The organism is Streptomyces sp. SID8352 (assembly GCF_009862265.1).
Lineage (GTDB): Bacteria > Actinomycetota > Actinomycetes > Streptomycetales > Streptomycetaceae > Streptomyces.
In genome coordinates this window covers 149,931-166,604 of record NZ_WWGX01000001.1, presented here as the reverse complement: position 1 = coordinate 166,604, position 16,674 = coordinate 149,931, and the positions used below count along the sequence as shown (strand labels likewise).

Genomic DNA, 16,674 nt, shown 5'->3' with positions numbered 1-16,674 from the left:
CATGGACGGTGTGACGCGCGTACCGGAGCAGCGGAGCCCCGGTACGGCCGCGCTGCGCTTCGCTGTCCTCGGGCCCGTGCGCGCCTGGCACGGGGAGGAGACGCTGCCCACCGGCTCGCCCCAGCAGCGCGCGCTGCTCGCCGCGCTGCTGCTGCGCGAGGGCCGCACGGCGACCGCGCCCGAGCTGATCGACGCCCTCTGGGGCGCGGAGCCGCCGTCGCAGGCGCTCGCGGCGGTGCGCACCTACGCGTCCCGGCTGCGCAAGGTGCTCACCCCCGGTGTGCTGGTCAGCGAGTCGGGCGGCTACGCCGTGCGCGGCCTGGCGGACGGGGCGCTGGACCTCGTGGTGGCGCAGGAGCGGGCCGCCGAGGCGGAGAAGGCCCGGGCCGCCGGGGACCTGGCCGGGGCCCGCGAGGAGCTGTGCCGGGCGCTGGCGCTGTGGGACGGCGAGGTGCTGGCGGGGGTGCCGGGACCGTACGCGCGGGCGCAGCGGGTGCGGCTGGAGGAGTGGCGGCTCCAGCTCCTGGAGCTGCGGCTCGAACTGGACCTGGAGCAGGGCCGGCACTCGCCCGCCGTCTCGGAACTGACCGCGCTGACGGCGGAGCACCCGCTGCGGGAGCGGCTGCGCGAGCTGCTGATGCTGGCCCTGTACCGGGCCGGGCGGCAGGCCGAGGCGCTGGCGGTGTACGCGGACACGCGGCGGCTGCTCGCGGAGGAGCTGGGCGTGGACCCGCGCCCGGAGCTGCGGGAGCTGCAGAACCGGGTGCTGCGGGCCGATCCGGCGCTGGCGGAGCCCGCGGAGCCGTCCGGGGAGCCCGCGGCGGTCCTGGTCCGCCCGGCGCAACTGCCCGCCACCGTGCCGGACTTCACCGGTCGGGCCTCCTTCGTGCGGGAGCTGGGCGAGGTGCTGGCGTCGGCGTCCGGCAGCGCCGCCGAGGGCCGGGTGATGGCGGTGTCCGCCCTCGCGGGCATCGGCGGCGTCGGCAAGACGACCCTCGCGGTGCACGTCGCCCACCAGGCGCGGGCGGCCTTCCCCGACGGGCAGTTGTACGTCGACCTGATGGGCGCCGGGACCGGCTGGGCCGAGCCGGAGACGGTGCTGGGCTCCTTCCTGCGCGCCCTGGGCACGGCCGACTCGGCGATCCCCGACTCCCTCCAGGAGCGGGCGGCCCTGTACCGCTCGGTGCTGGACGGCCGCCGGGTGCTGGTGCTGCTGGACAACGCCCGGGACGCCGCCCAGGTGCGCCCGCTGCTGCCGGGCACCGACGGCTGCGCGGCGCTGGTGACCTCCCGGGTGCGGATGGTGGACCTGGCCGGGGCCCATCTGGTCGACCTGGACGTGATGGCGCCGGACGAGGCGCTGGCCCTGTTCACCCGGATCGTCGGCGAGGAGCGGGTCGGCTCCGAGCGCAAGGCCGCCCTCGACGTGGTCGCGGCCTGCGGCTTCCTGCCGCTGGCCATCCGCATCGCCGCCTCGCGGCTCGCCTCCCGGCGCACCTGGACGGTGTCGGTGCTGGCGGCGAAGCTGGCGGACGAGCGGCGCCGGCTGGACGAGCTGCAGGCCGGGGACCTGGCGGTCAAGGCCACCTTCGAGCTGGGCTACGGCCAGCTCGAACCGGCGCAGGCCCGCGCCTTCCGGCTGCTGGGCCTGGCCGACGGCCCGGACATCTCCCTGCGGGCCGCGGCCGCCGTGCTGGACCTGCCGGTGGAGGACACGGAGGACGTGCTGGAGTCCCTCGTGGACACCTCGCTGCTGGAGTCGGCGGCGCCGGGCCGCTACCGGCTGCACGACCTCGTCCGGCTCTACGCCCGCTCCTGCGCGGAGCGGGACGAGCACCCGCCGAGCGAGCGGGCGGCGGCGCTGTCCCGGCTGCTGGACTTCTACCTGGCCACGGCCGCCGCGGTGTACGCCATCGAGCGGCCCGGCGACCGGCTGGTGGACGGGCTGGCGGCGACCGAGTACCCGGGGCTGGCCTTCGCCGGGGCCCCGGCGGCGCTGGACTGGCTGTACACCGAGGCGTCCGCGCTGCTGGCCTGTGTGCGCCAGGCGGCCGGGACGGACCGGCTGCGCCGCGCCGTGGACCTGCTGTGGGCGGCGAAGGACCTCACGGAGTCCGGGGCCAACTCGCACCAGTACGAGACCACGGCCAGGGCGATGTGCGAGGCCACCCGCGCGGCGGAGGACGACCGCGCCGAGGGGCGGGCGCGGACGGTCCTCAGCGATGTGCTGCTGGTCTCCGGCCGCATCCGGCAGGCGGAGGAGCAGGCCCGCCGCGCCATGGAACTGGCCGGCTCCGCCCGGGACTCGACGGCCGCGAGCTGGGTCGCCAACAACCGCGGACTGGTCTGCCTGCACCAGCGCCGCTACGCCGAGGGCAAGACCCTGTTCGGGCAGGCGATAGCGGGCTTCCGGTCGACCGACAACCGGGCCGGGGAGGCCTCCGCCCTGTCCAACCTCTCCCGTGCCGAACTCTTCATGGGCAACGTCGAGGCGGCCGTGGACATCGCCCGCCAGGGCCTCGCCGTCTACGCCGAGCTGGGCCGGACCATGCGGCTGGCCAACGGCCACTTCGCGGTGGGCGTGGCGCTGAGCCAGGGGGGACGGCACGACGAGGCGCTGGCCCAGTTCACGGAGGCGCTGGACCTCTTCGGCGTCCACCGGCAGCGGCTGTGGGAGGGTGCCACCAACTACCGTCTGGCGGAGGTGCACCTGAGCGCCGGGCGGCCCTCGCCGGCCGCCCAGCACGCCGAACAGGCCCTGGCCCTGGGGTGCATCGGCGGCGACCGGATGCGCGGCAACGTGCTGGTGCTGCTGGGGCGCGCGCTGTCGTCGCTCGGGCAGGCGGACCGGGCGCGGGCCTGCTGGCGGGACGCGCTCGGCCTCTACGAGCAGAACGACGCGGAAGAGGCCGCGACCGTAAGGGCGTTGCTGGCGCGCACCACCACGGGGTGACCGCGGGGTCCGCGGGCGTGCCGCGGGCGTTCAGCGTTCGTTTATCTCCGTCCGGCACGCTGGTCCCTGTCACGCCGTCGCGTCGGGGGGCAGGCGGAATGACCAGCGGGCCGGCCGGTTAGGGTGCGGCTCCCACGCCCGTCCGGTGGCCCATCGGGGGAGCTTCCGGGCGGGCGTTCTCAGCCCCATCGCAGATTCAGGAGCGAAGCCCATGAGCGACACGCCGAAGGACGAGACGATCCGGAGCCTGGACAACCACATGCCGGCCCCGCCGCCCGGCAAGGAGCCGGTGATCGTGCCGCCCGTCCCGGAGATCCCGGCCGACCCGGCCGCCGAGCAGCCGCCGGTCCAGGCCATCCGGACGATGGACAACCACATGCCCTCCCCGCCCGCCCTGGGCCGGGACGGCAAGTAGACCTTCTCCGCACGGGGGAACGGGGGATCACGGGGGAGACGGTCGCGGCGGCGCCAAGGGGGAGCCGCCGCGGCCGTCGGGGGACCGCCGTGGGCACGCCGGTCGGCCGCCCCGGGAGCACCGGTCGGGGGACCGGGCCCGGGGCGGCCGACCGGAGGGGGGAACCGCCGGGGCGCCGGGGGCCGCTCGGGGGAGCGGCCGAGGAGGACCGCCCCGGGGACCGTCCGGGGGGCGGTCCGGAGGGGCCGTGCGGGGGGCGTCCGGGGGGTGCGTTTCCGGCCAACCTTTGGCGTCAAGAGTTCGAAGCACTCGAACTGGCACCCCCGGCGGCTCTACCGTCGTGTCCTGTCAAGGACGCCACGTCGGTGACGCCCGGGAGGGAGAATCCGGCCGATGAGCCCGCGCGCGATGAAGTCGCTGCTCTCCGCCCTCGCCGAGGAGGCCGCCGCGTCGGTCCCCCGGCCCGCGGAGGCCAAGGCGGTCATGCGGGCGTTCTGCCGTGCCATGAGCACCCGCGCGGGACGCCCCGTGGAACTGGTCTTCCGGGCCTTCCCGCCCGACATCCCGGTCTCCGGGATGCTGCTGGACCTCGGGGACCGCTCCGTCATCGTCGTCGAGGAACGCACCGTGCCCGAGGCCCAGCTCGTGATCCTCGGCCATGAGCTCTGGCACGAGGAGCAGGGCGGCTGCGGCCACCACGTCGCCGGGCTGCCCGCCGCCGCGCGGGCCATGACGCCCACCGGACAGGCCCTCACGCCCGAGGCGCTGCGCCGCGCCGCCGAGCACATCCTGGCGGAGGAGGCGGTCGAGGTGCCCCGCGAGGCCCTGGTCGCCGTCGCCGCCCGCGCCGACTCCGCGGACGAGCACGAGGTCGATGCGGAAACGTTCGGCCTGCTGTTCGGACGCGAGGTCCGCACCTGGGTGCACGGCCGCTACGCCGAGGGACCCGTCTCCCCGGCGACCGTGGAGGGCCGGATGAACCTGTCGCTGACCAACCGGGGCGGACGCCTGCTCTGATGGGCTTCCCCCACATCCCCTACGCTCTGCCCACCGCCCTGCTGGCCCTGGCCGTCCTGCTGAAGCTGCCGACCTGCGTCCGGGCCTGGCGCAACCCCGAGGTGCGGGCCACCACCGTGCTGCTGGCCTGCGCCACCCTGGTGCTGGTCGTCATCACCCCCGTCAACATCGAGCGGCTCAACCACTGGACGGGCGTCCCCAACTTCGCCTCGCCCTGGGCCTACTCCTTCCTCACCGCCTCCGGCGCCACCGGCCTCACCATGATCATGCGCTGGCGGGAGCCGCCCTCGGAGCGCCGCCGCCGCGCCACCCGCCGGGTCTACTGGGTCTACGCGGGCATCGTCGTCGGCCTCTGGGTCACCTTCCTGCTGGCCGACGTGCCCGAGCCGCGCATCTACGACCTGGACACCTACTACGCGGGCACCCCCTGGATGCGCGAGCACATCCTGCTCTACATCGGCGCCCACGCGGTGACCGGCGTCGTCGCCACCCGGATGCTCCGGCAGTGGTACCCCGCCGTCGGCGACCGCTGGGTGAAGTCCGGTGTCGTCCTGCTGCTCAGCGGCTTCGCCTCCGGACTGGGCTTCGACGTGGCCAAGCTGCTCGCCGTCGGCGCCCGCTGGACCGGCACCGACTGGGACGTCCTGAGCACCGTGGTCGCGCCGCCGTTCGCGCTGCTCCAGGCGTCCCTGATGGCCGCCGGGTTCATCGTCCCGCAGGCCGGGCCCGCCCTCCGCAACACCCTGCGCGACCAGCGCGAGTACCGGCGGCTGCGCCCCCTCTGGCGGGAGCTGCGGGTGCTCGCCCCGGCGGCGGCGCAGGCCCGGTTCGGCTTCTGGGTGCCGCTGGACCTGCGGGTCCTCCAGCGCCAGCAGCGCATCCACGACGCCCTGCGGCTGCTCGCGCCCTACTTCCCCCACGACGTCCACGCGCGGGCCCTGGCCGAGGCGCGGGCCCGGCACGACGACGGCCGGGCCCGCGACCTGGCCGGCGCCGTCGCCCTGCGCGACGCCATCGACGCCTACACGGCCGGGATCCCCGCGAGCGGCCATGGACAGCCTGTGGGCATCGGGCCGGACGTCAGCGATCATGTCGGCACCATCTCGCTCGCCCTCCGCCGACGGCGCGCCATCGCCACCATCCGCCAGCGGGTGGCCGTAAAGAAAGCGGCGTGAACGCCCATGCCTGACACCCCAGTCGTCCACCGGCCGCGCGCCGTCGTCATCGGCGCCAGCGCGGCCGGGCTCTTCGCCGCCGCCGTGCTCACCGAGTTCGCCGAGGTCACCGTCGTCGAGCGGGACGCGCTGCCCGAGGGGCCCGACCCGCGCCGGGGCGTGCCCCAGGCCCGCCACGCGCACCTGGTGTGGAGCGGCGGCGTACGGGCCCTGCGGGACCTGCTGCCCGGGCTGGTCGAGGACGTGGTCTGCCGGGGCGGCCGGCTCGTGCACATCATGAGCGACATGGTGTCCCGGGCGCCCAACGAGGTGTGGTTCCGCCGCTTCCTGGCGACCGGTCACCACAATCTGGTCTGCTCCCGCGACCTGCTGGACTCCGTGGTCCGCGACCATGTGGTCAAGGACGCCCGGATCACCCTGCTCCAGGAGAGCTCGGCGCTCGCCCTGGAGGGCACCGCCGGGCGGGTCACCGGCGTCCTGGTGCGCACCGGAGGCGAGGAGCGCGTCCTCGGCGCCGACCTCGTCGTGGACGCCTCCGGGCGCGGCTCCCGCGCCCCGCGCTGGCTGACCGACCTGGGGCTCCCCCTGGTCACGGAACGGGAGGTCGACGCCGGGCTCACCTACGCCACCCGGCTCTACCGCTCCCCCGCCGACGGCGACTTCCCCCTGATCAACGTGCAGGCCAACCCGGCCAAGGCACCCGGACAGGGCGGCGTCATCCTGCCCGTCGAGGGCAACCGCTGGGTCGTCACGCTGGGCGGCACCCGGGGCGGTGAACCCACCGGCGACCCCGCCGCCTTCGTGCCCTTCGCGCTCGGCCTGTCCGATCCGCTCATCGGCGAACTTCTGCGCCACGCCGAGCCGTTGGGTGACGTCGCCGTCACCCGCAGCACCGCCAACCGGCGGCGCTACTACGAGAAGCTGAAGCGCTGGCCCGACGGCTTCACCGTCGTCGGCGACGCCGTCGCCGGCTACAACCCCGTCTACGGGCACGGCCTGACCGTCGCCGCGCAGGGCGCCCTCGCGCTGCGCGGGGTGCTGCGCCGCCGGGGGATCACCGCGCCCGGCACCGCCCGCGCCCTCCAGCGGGCCACCGCCCGCCCGGTCTCCGGGGCCTGGGGGCTGGCGGTCGGGCAGGACGCGTTCTACCCGGGCGCCGCCGAGACGCCCCCCACGGCGGCGGAGCGGTTCCTCGCCCGCTATGTCGACCGGGCCGTCTCCACCGGCGCCCGCAGCCCGCGCGCCATGGGGGCGCTGCTGGACGTGATGAGCATGGAGCGTCCGCCGACGCGGCTGTTCTCGGCGGACATGCTGGTGCCGATGCTGTTCGGGCCCAAGCGGCCGCCGCTGGACGGCCCGCCGATCACCGAGGAGGAGCGCCGGGCGGCCCTGCGCTGACGCCGGCCGGGTCCGCGGGGGCCGTTCCGGCGCGGGTCGGCGCCACTCCGGCGGGGTCCCCTTCGTCGGTGCCGGCCCTGTCGCCGCCGTCGCCGTCCCGGTGGCGCCCCGCCCCCGTCGTCCCGGCGGCGCTCCCTCGCGCCGCCGGGTCCGCTCACGCCTCCGGGAGGGGCCGGGAGTCCTCGATCTCGCAGTGGTCGGGCTTCTCGCCGGGCGTCGCGGTCGCCGCGTCGAACTCCAGGCGCACGGTGGCGACCTCACCGGCCGGGACGGTGGCCTCCCCGGACACCTCCTGGATGGTGGTGTCCCCGGCGTTCCGGAAGAGCACGGTGACGGTGAAGGTCTGTTCGCCGCCGTTGGGGTTGGTGACCTCGACCGTGGCGTACGGGTCCTCGTCGCTCGCGCAGCTCACCAGCTCGACCGTGGCGGGGCTCAGGCCGCTGTCCCCGCCGCCGCTTCCGCCGCCCCGGTCGTCGTCGTCGCGGTCGGCGCCGTAACCGTTGCCGTAGCCGTTACCGCCGTAGCCACCGGTGCCGTCGTCATCGTCGTCCTCCTTGTAAGCGCCGCCGCCCGACGAGGAGGAACCGTCGTGGTCCTGGCTGCCGCTGCTGCATCCGCCCCCGCCGTCGTGACCGCCGCCATGACCGCCGCCGTGGCGGCCCGCCGTGAAGCCCGTCAGGCTGAGCACCACCAGCGCCGAGACCGCGGTGAACCTGAGCGTCCGTCCCCGTTTCCTCATGCGTTCACGCTAGTCAACACCTGTCACGAGCACGTCACCGCGGGGCCACGGGCGTGCGGGGGCGGAACCGGGGGCGTGCCGGCCGGTCCCGGGGCCGCGCGGTCGGGTGGGGTGGGGGCCGGGCGGGGCCGGGCGGGGTGGGCGTCGGGCCGGGCGAGTGCCCGTCGTGGACGCTGGGCCGTACGGGTGGCGGGACGGGCCGGGTGCCCGCGGCGGGACGGGCCGGGTGCCCGCGGCGGGTGTCAGGCCGTGCGGGCCGTGCCCGTCCCCTTCTCCGCGTCCAGCGCGTACACACAGCGGTCCTTGCTGCAGGCGTACACGATCCCGTCGCGCACCACCGGTGACCCGGTGATCTCGCCACCGGTCGCCAGCTTCCAGCGCAGCCGCCCGTCATCGGCCTTCAGGGTGTACAGCAGGTGGTCGGTGGAGCCGAAGTGGATGCGGCCCGCCGCCACCGCCGGGGCGCCGACGATGTCGCCGCCCGCCTGGAAGCGCCACTTGGGCGTGCCCGTCACCGCGTCCAGGGTGTAGAGGCCCTTGCCGCTGCCCACGTGCACATGCCCCCCGGCGACCAGCACCGGATCGGTCCCGGAGCGGGCCTCGGTCGCGATCCGCCAGCGGTCGCGGCCGTCGGTGGCGTCCAGGGCGTAGACCGTGCCCAGGTAGTCGGCCAGGTACACCCCGCCGCCGGTCACCGCCGGGCCGGGGACGAAGGCGGGCGGCGAGAGGAAGACCGCCGGGGCCTCGAAGTGCCAGCGGACGTGGCCGGTGGCGACGTCCAGGGCCAGCGCCCGGGTCCCGGCGGCGACGTACACGTAGCCGTCGGGCGCCCGGGTCACCCGGACCGGCACCCCGCCGCAGGAGGCGGCGTCCCCGATCGGGTACGTCCAGCGCTCCTCGCCGGTGCGGGCGTCCAGGGCGCGCAGCCGGGCGTCCTGCCAGAGGTACACCGTGCCGTCGTGGACGGCGGCGCCCGCCTCCGGGGTCTCGAAGTCGGTCTGGGCTCCGGTGACCTCCCAGAGCTTCTGCCCGTTCGACGCCTCCCACGCCTGCACCCCGCCGCCGCGGGTGGCGGTGACGACGGTGCCCCGGTCCGCCTGGAGCGAGTACACCCAGGCATCCGTCTGCACCCGCCACAGGTCGGCGCCCTCGCGGGCGTCCAGCGCGAAGAGGGTGGGCCCGTCGGAGGCGTGGATGCGGCCGTCCGCGACCGCCATCGACCAGGCCACGTCCCGCGTCTTGAAGCGGCGGCGGCCGGTGGCCACGTCCAGGGCGTGCACCTCGAAGGAGGTGACGTAGACCAGGTCCTCCGCCACCGACGGCGTGCCCCACACGTCGTTGGACATGCGGAACCGCCAGGGCCGCCAGCCCGGCGCCGCCGCCTCCGGGGACGGCACGGGCACCGGCGGCGGCACGGCCGGGTCGGCGCCGGGCGCCCCCGGGCGCGGCCGGGACCAGGAGGCGGCCAGCGCGGCCTCCGGCGGGGGCGCCGCGACCGCCGCGGCGCGCATGTCCGCGACGCGCGGCCCCGGGCCGATCGGCACCGACACCCCGGCCAGCCGCACCGGCCCGGTGTCCGGGGCGCCGAGGGGCGCGGGCACCGGCGGCGCCGTGACGGCGGGCTCGGGCCGGGGCGGAGGCGCCGTGCGCCCTCCCCCGGGACCGCGTCCGCCCGGCTGGCCGGAAGGACGAGGAGCGGGGCGTCCGCCGCGGCGCGCCTCGATCAGGCCGACGGCCTCCTCGGGCAGCCAGGCGGAGGCCGTGCCGCTGTCGTCGGAGCCGGAACCGAACAGGTGCGGGGCGAGCTGGGCCTGGAGGTCCGCCGGGTTGGGCCGGGCGGTGGCCTCCATCTGCATGCAGGACTCGATGAGCGGCAGCAGCTCGTCCGGCAGCCCCTCCAGGTCGGGGACCTCGCGCAGCAGCATGAAGACCGTCTCGACCGGGTTGGCGCCGTGGAACGGGGGGTGCCCGGTGGCGGCGAACACCAGCATGGAGCCGAGCGAGAACACGTCGCTGGCGCCGGTGACGCTGCGCGAGTCCTTCGCCTGCTCCGGCGACATGTAGGCGGGGGTGCCCACGGCGACGTTCGTCATGGTCAGCCGGGTGTTGGAGACACCAGAGGCGATCCCGAAGTCGATCACCCGGGGGCCGTCCTCGACGACCAGGACGTTGGACGGCTTGAGGTCGCGGTGGACCAGCCCGGCGCCGTGGATGGACTGGAGCGCCTCGGCGACACCCGCCGCCAGCCAGCGCACCGCCTGGGCCGGGAGCGGCCCGCACTCACTCACTATCTCCTCGAGCGAGGGCGCGGGCACGTACGCGGTGGCCAGCCACGGCACGGCGGCCCGGGGATCGGCGTCGACCACGGCGGCCGTGTAGAAGCCGGAGACGGCGCGGGCCGCCTCCACCTCGCGGGTGAAGCGGACCCGGAACAGCTGGTCCTCGGCCAGCTCCGTCCGGACCGTCTTGATCGCCACGCGGCGGCCGGAGGCCGAACGCGCGAGATAGACCAGCCCCATGCCGCCGGCCCCGAGCCGGCCCAGCACCTCGAACGGCCCGATCCGCCGCGGATCGTGCTGCGTCAGCTGATCCACCACTTGCCTGCCACCTCCCCGTACGAGCCGCGCCACCATATGTGTACGCGGCCGAAGTGCAGCGTCTCACCACCGCACCGCCAAGGCGGCACGCACCCCGATTGTTCCTGCCCGAAGCTCTGGTGGCGAACCTGGGGACAATCGGGGTGTCTCGTGGTAATCCCGGGCGAACGGTGGGACCGCACGGGGCGCTCGGAGGCACTTGCGGGCGGCTTCGGGGCGCTTTTCGGGGGCTTCCGGGCGCTTTCGGGGGCCGTCCTGGGCGGATACGGGTGATCTTGTGCGACTGCGGGCGACTTTGACGCCTTCCGGGACGGGGCCCGGCGGGGCGCGGGAGCGGTGGGCCCGGGTGGTTCCGGAGGGTGAACGACCGCCGCCGGGGGTGACCGGTCCGCCATCGGTAGGGGGCGGCCGCGGGTGCCGCGCGAGGGGCCGCCCCGCGCCGCCCGCCCGCCCACGCCCGTACCGCCCGCACACCGCGCCGCCCACGCCCGCACGCCCGTACCGCCGACGCCGCCCGCACACCGCGCCGCCCATGCCGGGCGGGGCTCAGCGCTGGAGCAGCGCGAAGGACGCCCCCTGGTCGTCCGTGACCACGGCCACCCCGCCGTACGACGTCTCGAACGGCGGGACCTGCACCCGCCCGCCCAGCCGGGCCACCGTGCCGAGGTCCGCCTCGCAGTCCCGGGTCAGGAAGTGCACGAGGAAGTGCGGGGGCATCTCGGCGGGGAAGACGTCGACCACCGGGGCCCGCCCGAAGTCGGGGTCCGCGTCCGCGCCGAACAGCGCCTCGTGGAAGAGGCCGCCGTAGAAGGTGTTCGCCTCCTCCGTGTCCCTGGTGTACAGCTCCGCCCAGGCGAAGGCGCCCGGCTCGTGCCGCCGCCCGAAGCCGGAGAAGCCGGAGGGCCCGTCGCTGCCCGTCTCCCAGAGGGCGAAGACCGCGCCCTGCGGGTCGGCGACCAGGGCGGTGGTGCCCATCCCCGCCGTCGGCCGCGGCGGGACCACGATCTGGCCGCCCCCCGCCCGGACCCGCGCCGCCAGCGCCCCGGCGTCGTCGGCGGCGAAGTACACCGTCCACACGGTGGGCATCCGGCCGTCCGTCTTGGGCACCATCGCGGCGACGGGCTCGCCGTCCAGCAGCGCCCGCACGGGGGCGCCGGAACCGCTCCCGGTGAACTCCCAACCGAACAATTCACCATAGAACCGCTTACCCGCACCGACGTCGGAGAGCTGCGCCTCCACCCAGCAGGGGACCCCTTCGGGGGAGCGCGGAGCCTTCCGTGGGGACGCACCGTTTTCGGCCATGTCGCCAAAGTAACCGCGAGGCCCGCACCGCGCAGACCAGGCACACCGTGCTCCACTCACCCGCACACCCCATTTGCAGTCGGCCGAATCGCGCTACCTCCGCCCGTCGGTAAGCTGACGGCATGACAGGACAAGTGCGTACCGTGGACGGCCGCGTTGCCGGTCAGCGAGGGCAGGCGACCCGGCAGAAACTGCTCGACTGCCTGAGCGACATGCTCAGCTCCTCTCCCTACCGGGACGTCAAGGTCATCGACGTCGCCCGGAAGGCGGGAACCTCCCCCGCGACCTTCTACCAGTACTTCCCCGACGTCGAGGGAGCCGTCCTGGAGCTGGCCGAGCACATGGCCGCCGAGAGCTCCGCGCTGGCCGACCTCACGGCCGACCGCTCCTGGGTCGGCAAGGCGGGCTGGCAGACGGCCCAGGAACTCGTCGACGGCTTCCTCGACTTCTGGCGCCGCAACGACGCGATCCTCCGGGTGATCGACCTGGGCGCGGCGGAGGGCGACAAGCGGTTCGCCAAGATCCGCACCCGGATCCTCAATTCGGTGCACTCCTCGCTCGCCGACGCCGTGGCCGAACTCCAGGCCAAGGGCCGGGTCGACAAGGACGTGAACCCCTCGGCGGCGGCCGGCGCGCTGGTCGTCATGCTCTCCGCCGTGGCCTCGCACCAGAAGAGCTTCTCGTCGTGGGGCGTGAAGCAGTCCGAACTCAAGCCGAGCCTGGCACTGCTGACCTACCTGGGCGTCACCGGCAAGAGGCCCACCAAGTAGCGCGCGCCCGGCGCGGCCCCGCGCCCGCACGCCGCTCCTCCGTCCTCCCGCCGCCCTCCCGGCCCCTCGCCGTGCCGGGCGCCGCGGTGGCCGTCGCCGCCCATGGGAACGCAGCAGCCTGTCATCCCTGCCGAACCCCCCACCGGCCGTCCACCGCCCCACCGGGAATCACCGTGCCCTCGGCCGGTGTTGAGTGGGACGTCCGCACGCGTCGCGCCGACCACGCCACCGCTGGAGGAACAGTCATGGCCCTGACCCGCGAAGAGCGCGAGACCTTCCTGGCCGAACCCCACATCGCCGCCCTCTCGGTCGACGCGGGCCCCGGCCGCGCCCCGCTGACCGTGCCCATCTGGTACCAGTACGCGCCCGGTGGCGAGGTGTGGATCCTCACCGGCGCCGACAGCCGCAAGAACCGGCTGATCCAGTCCGCGGGCCGGTTCTCCCTGATGATCGACCGCGTCGAACCGACCATCCGCTACGTCTCCGTGGAGGGACCGGTCACCGACACCAGCCCCGCCGACACGGCCCCCCTGCGCGAGATGGCCACGCGCTACCTGCCGGCCGAGAAGGTCGACGGCTACGTCGACTACGCCACCGCCGACCACGGCGACCAGGTCGTCATCCGGATGCGCCCGGAGCACTGGGTGTCCTCCGACCTCGGAACGGTATGACATATCTCGGACGGGTATGACATGGCGGAGTCCACCCGGCGGGACCGCGGGCCGCGTGACAATCGGCCCATGCACACCGATCTTCACGAGCTGCTGAAGTCACTGCGCGTGTGGGACCCGGCGGTCACCGAACTGACCCCCTTCGACCCGGCCACCGCGCCCGACGCCCCCCTTCCCCTGTTCGCCCGGTGGTTCGCCGACGCCGTGGCCGCCGGGCAGACCGAGCCGCACACCATGTCCCTCGCCACGGCGGACGCGGACGGCTGGCCGGACGTACGGATCGTGATGCTGCACGGCGCGGACTCCGACGGCTGGTCCTTCGCCACCCACGCCGACAGCCGCAAGGGCCGCCACCTCATCGCCCGCCCCTACGCCGCGCTCGCCTTCTACTGGCCGGTGCTGGGCCGGCAGGTGCGGGTGCGCGGTCCGGTCGCGGTGGCCCCGTCCCCGGAGGGGCAGGCCGACCTGCACGCCCGCTCCATCGGCGCGCTGGCCGCCGCGCTGACGGGACGGCAGAGCGCCACCCTGGGTTCGGTGGACGAACTGGCCCGCGCCTCCACCGCCGCCTGGGAACGCGCCCAGCGCGAACCGGACGCCCCCGTCCCCTCCTGGACGCTCTACCACCTGAGCCCCGAAGAGGTGGAGTTCTTCCAGGGCGACGCCCAGCGCCGTCACGTACGGCTCACCTACCGCCGCGCGGAGTCGGGATGGGGAACCCACCTGTTGTGGCCCTGAGCCGGGGACGAAGGAGCCGGGAGGTACGGAGTGGAGCGCGACACGCGCCGCGGGGAGGAGAAAGGAGCGCCACGGGGCGGTGCGTACGGCGGGGCACGTACGGCGGGTACGTAGCGGGGGTGGGCACGGGACAGTCGGGCACGCCGGAGGTGGGCACAGCGGAGGTGGGCACGGAACAGGCCGGCACGGCGGAGGCCGGCACAGCGGAGGTGGGCACAGAACAGGCCGGCACGGCGGAGGCCGGCACAGCGGGGATGTGCGCGGCCGGGGCGGGCACAGCGGGATGAGGCGGCGGGGCGAGGCGAGGCGGCGGGCGATGTGCCACCGAAATCCGTGAACACTGAGGGCAACAATGTTCACCACATTGCACAGCGCCCCAAAACAGACGGACCGAAACTCACCGGCGCGAACCGCCCGCAACCATGAACAGCACTCACACAAGAGCAGCGTCCGCATCCGTGAGCAGTGCTCGCACAAGAGCAGCGTCCACGGCCCCGAGCAGTGCCCGCAACCATGAGCAACGCTCACGCGCGCGAGATCAGTGCACGCAGAGGAGAGCAGCGCTCACTGAAGCGAGCAATGCTCACCATGGGCGAAGGGCACTCACCAACGCGGACAGTGCTCGCCATCATGAGCAGTGCTCACACAGCAGCGGCATCCCCAAATGTGAGCGATGCTCGCTGAAGCGACCACCGCTCACCGGCGCGAACAACGGTCACTGAAGCAAGCGGCGCTCACCAGTGGGGACAGCGCTCTCCAACGTGAGCGGCGCTCACCAATGAGGCCAGCGCTCTCCCATAGGTCCGGTACTCACCAATAGGGCCAGCACCCCCTCAGAGGTCCGGCTTCACCGATGAGGCCGACACTCTCCAGCAGAGCCGGCGCCCCAGCGGGGCCGGCGCCCTCTCAAGAGAGCATTGCTCACCAAAGGGGCCAGTGCTCTCCGATGGACCGGCGCTCACTGACGGAAGCAGTGTCCACCAAGGCGAACACTGCTCACCGAAGAGGCCAGTGCCCGCCAAAGAGAACGGCACTCACCGAAGAGAACGGCGCTCACCGAAGAGACGAGTGCCGCCGAAGAAGACGGCGCTCACCAAAGAGGACGGCGCTCACAACAGCGAACACCGCCCACCAAGGGAAGCGGTGCTCACCAAAACGAACGATGCACGCCAGAAAGAGCAGTGCTCACCAGGCACCCCGCCAACCCGGCACACCAGCACCGCCCCAGGAAGAAGAGTGCGGCGTTCACAAAGGGGAGCAGCGCTCACCAGCGGAAGCGCCGCTCACGCGAGAGAGCGGCGCCCACCGACGAAGACAGCGCTCACCAGAGCGAACAGCGCACACCGAAGAGAGCAGTGCACGCGGCAGAGAGCGACTCTCTCCCGAGAGAGCAGCGCTCCCCCGGGTGAGCACCGCTCTGAGCAACGCTCCGGAACCCCTCCCCCACGGCCATGCACGCCGGGTTTCGTGACCGATCCGCAACCGATTCCGGCCTTGACCGATACCCATCAAGCGCCCGCGAGATTACGCTCACGGCATGCACGACTCCTCCCCGCCCGCCGGGGCGCGCCCCGTCTACGTCATCGGCGGCGGTCCCGGCGGCCTCGCCGTCGCCCACGCGCTCCGTACGCGGGGCGTACGCGCCGTCGTCCTGGAGCGGACCGGGAGTGTCGGTTCCTCCTGGCGCCGCCACTACGACCGGCTGCGTCTGCACACCACCCGGCGCAAGTCCTCCCTCCCCGGCCTGCCGATGCCGCGCCGCTTCGGCCGTTGGCCGACCCGGGACGACGTGGTGCGGTACCTGGAGAAGTACGCCGAGCACCACAAGCTGGAGATCGTCACCGGGGTCGAGGTCTCGCGGGTCGAGCGGGCGCCCGACGGGAAGGGCTGGCTGCTGCGGGGCACCGGTGGGCGGGAGTTGACGGGTGCGGCGGTGGTGGTGGCCACCGGTTACAACCGCACGCCGTACGTTCCGGGCTGGTCGGGGCGGGAGGAGTACGGGGGCGAGTTGCGGCACGCCGCCGAGTACCGGGAGCCGTCCCCCTACGCCGGGCGGGACGTGCTGGTCGTCGGGGTGGGCAACACCGGGGCGGAGATCGCCGTGGACCTGGTGGAGGGCGGCGCCTCCCGGGTCCGGCTGGCGGTGCGCACGGCGCCGAACATCATGCGGCGGACGACCGCCGGGTGGCCCACGCAGTACTCGGGGATCCTGTGCCGTCGGCTGCCGGCGGCGCTGATGGACGGGGTCGCACGGCAGTTGGCCCGGGTCAGTGTGCCCGACCTGTCGGAGTACGGGCTGCGGAGACCGGAGGCGGGCCCCTTCCGCCGGGTGGCGGCGGGGTCGGTGCCGGTGCTGGACGTCGGCCTGGTCGACGCGGTGCGCTCGGGCCGGGTGGAGGTGGTGGCCGCGGTGGAGGGTTTCGAGGGCGGCGGAGTGCTGCTCGCGGACGGTGCCCGGATCACCCCGGACGCGGTGATCGCGGCGACCGGCTACCGCCGGAGCCTGGAGGACCTCGTGGGCCATCTCCGGGTCCTCGGGTCCGACGGCCGCCCTCTGGCCCGCGGGCGGCGTACGCCGTCCAACGCGCCCGGCCTCTACTTCACCGGGTTCACCAACCCCATCAGCGGCATGCTCCGCGAACTCTCCCTGGACGCCGAGAAGATAGCCGGTGCGATAGCCAAGGCCCACGCCTCCGAGGTGTCCCGGTTGGCCACCTGAGACGGTCACGGGAGGGCCGGTGCGGTGGGGTGGGGCGTGCCAACGGCTCTGTGGCCCGAGGCCGTTACTGGGGCAGGCCCTCAGGGCCGTCCCCCAACTCGGTCCGTGCCGCCGCGCCCGACGTCGCCCGCGGTTTCCGCCGCCGCACCGGGCGTTCCGGCGGACGCCGCCACGGGCGGCGCG

The 16,674-nt window shown here is 74.6% G+C and carries 12 protein-coding genes; 9 read left to right on the top strand and 3 right to left on the bottom strand.

Features of this window, described 5'->3' with window-relative positions; genetic code table 11:
- Position 1: 1 nt before the first annotated feature.
- The 5 genes from GTY84_RS00715 to GTY84_RS00695 all read left to right on the top strand — a co-directional run bounded on the left by GTY84_RS00715 (position 2) and on the right by GTY84_RS00695 (position 6,958).
- Positions 2 to 2,953 carry a BTAD domain-containing putative transcriptional regulator gene (locus tag GTY84_RS00715; protein WP_161224025.1) on the top strand — a complete coding sequence of 984 codons (2,952 nt, stop codon included), beginning with the start codon at positions 2 to 4 and terminating at the stop codon, positions 2,951 to 2,953.
- Between the two features lie 211 nt (positions 2,954 to 3,164).
- Positions 3,165 to 3,368, top strand: coding sequence for a hypothetical protein (locus tag GTY84_RS00710; RefSeq protein WP_161224024.1), 204 nt, complete (start codon positions 3,165 to 3,167; stop codon positions 3,366 to 3,368).
- A gap of 393 nt (positions 3,369 to 3,761) precedes the next feature.
- The gene (locus GTY84_RS00705; RefSeq protein WP_161224023.1) at positions 3,762 to 4,385 is read left to right on the top strand and encodes a toxin; all 624 of its coding nucleotides are present in this window, start codon (positions 3,762 to 3,764) and stop codon (positions 4,383 to 4,385) included.
- Positions 4,385 to 5,560 (top strand): MAB_1171c family putative transporter, encoded by a 1,176-nt coding sequence (locus tag GTY84_RS00700; protein WP_161224022.1) that lies wholly within the window; start codon positions 4,385 to 4,387, stop codon positions 5,558 to 5,560. The genes GTY84_RS00705 and GTY84_RS00700 overlap by 1 nt, the downstream gene beginning before the upstream one ends.
- 6 nt (positions 5,561 to 5,566) lie before the next feature.
- Complete coding sequence (locus tag GTY84_RS00695) at positions 5,567 to 6,958, top strand: FAD-dependent monooxygenase (RefSeq protein ID WP_161224021.1); 1,392 nt, start codon at positions 5,567 to 5,569, stop codon at positions 6,956 to 6,958.
- 154 nt (positions 6,959 to 7,112) lie between these two features.
- Here the strand turns inward: GTY84_RS00695 and GTY84_RS00690 are convergent, their stop codons facing one another.
- The 3 genes from GTY84_RS00690 to GTY84_RS00680 all read right to left on the bottom strand — a co-directional run bounded on the left by GTY84_RS00690 (position 7,113) and on the right by GTY84_RS00680 (position 11,596).
- Positions 7,113 to 7,697, bottom strand: a complete 585-nt coding sequence (locus GTY84_RS00690) for a hypothetical protein (protein ID WP_161224020.1) — start codon at positions 7,695 to 7,697, stop codon at positions 7,113 to 7,115.
- Positions 7,698 to 7,939: 242 nt separating this feature from the next.
- Positions 7,940 to 10,294: a serine/threonine-protein kinase gene (locus GTY84_RS00685; RefSeq protein ID WP_161224019.1), complete on the bottom strand. Its 2,355-nt coding sequence runs from the start codon at positions 10,292 to 10,294 to the stop codon at positions 7,940 to 7,942.
- A 546-nt stretch (positions 10,295 to 10,840) separates the two neighbouring features.
- On the bottom strand, positions 10,841 to 11,596 hold the full coding sequence (locus GTY84_RS00680; RefSeq protein ID WP_161224018.1) for a VOC family protein: 756 nt from the start codon (positions 11,594 to 11,596) through the stop codon (positions 10,841 to 10,843).
- A gap of 134 nt (positions 11,597 to 11,730) precedes the next feature.
- Here GTY84_RS00680 and GTY84_RS00675 point away from each other — a divergent pair, with 134 nt between their 5' ends.
- The 4 genes from GTY84_RS00675 (at position 11,731) to GTY84_RS00660 (ending at position 16,491) form a co-directional block, all read left to right on the top strand.
- The gene (locus GTY84_RS00675; RefSeq protein WP_161224057.1) at positions 11,731 to 12,366 is read left to right on the top strand and encodes a TetR family transcriptional regulator; all 636 of its coding nucleotides are present in this window, start codon (positions 11,731 to 11,733) and stop codon (positions 12,364 to 12,366) included.
- A 245-nt stretch (positions 12,367 to 12,611) separates the two neighbouring features.
- On the top strand, positions 12,612 to 13,037 hold the full coding sequence (locus GTY84_RS00670; protein ID WP_161224017.1) for a pyridoxamine 5'-phosphate oxidase family protein: 426 nt from the start codon (positions 12,612 to 12,614) through the stop codon (positions 13,035 to 13,037).
- Positions 13,038 to 13,106: 69 nt separating this feature from the next.
- On the top strand, positions 13,107 to 13,772 hold the full coding sequence (locus tag GTY84_RS00665) for a pyridoxal 5'-phosphate synthase (RefSeq protein ID WP_161224016.1): 666 nt from the start codon (positions 13,107 to 13,109) through the stop codon (positions 13,770 to 13,772).
- Positions 13,773 to 15,309: 1,537 nt separating this feature from the next.
- Positions 15,310 to 16,491, top strand: a complete 1,182-nt coding sequence (locus GTY84_RS00660; protein WP_161224015.1) for an NAD(P)/FAD-dependent oxidoreductase — start codon at positions 15,310 to 15,312, stop codon at positions 16,489 to 16,491.
- Positions 16,492 to 16,674: the final 183 nt, after the last annotated feature.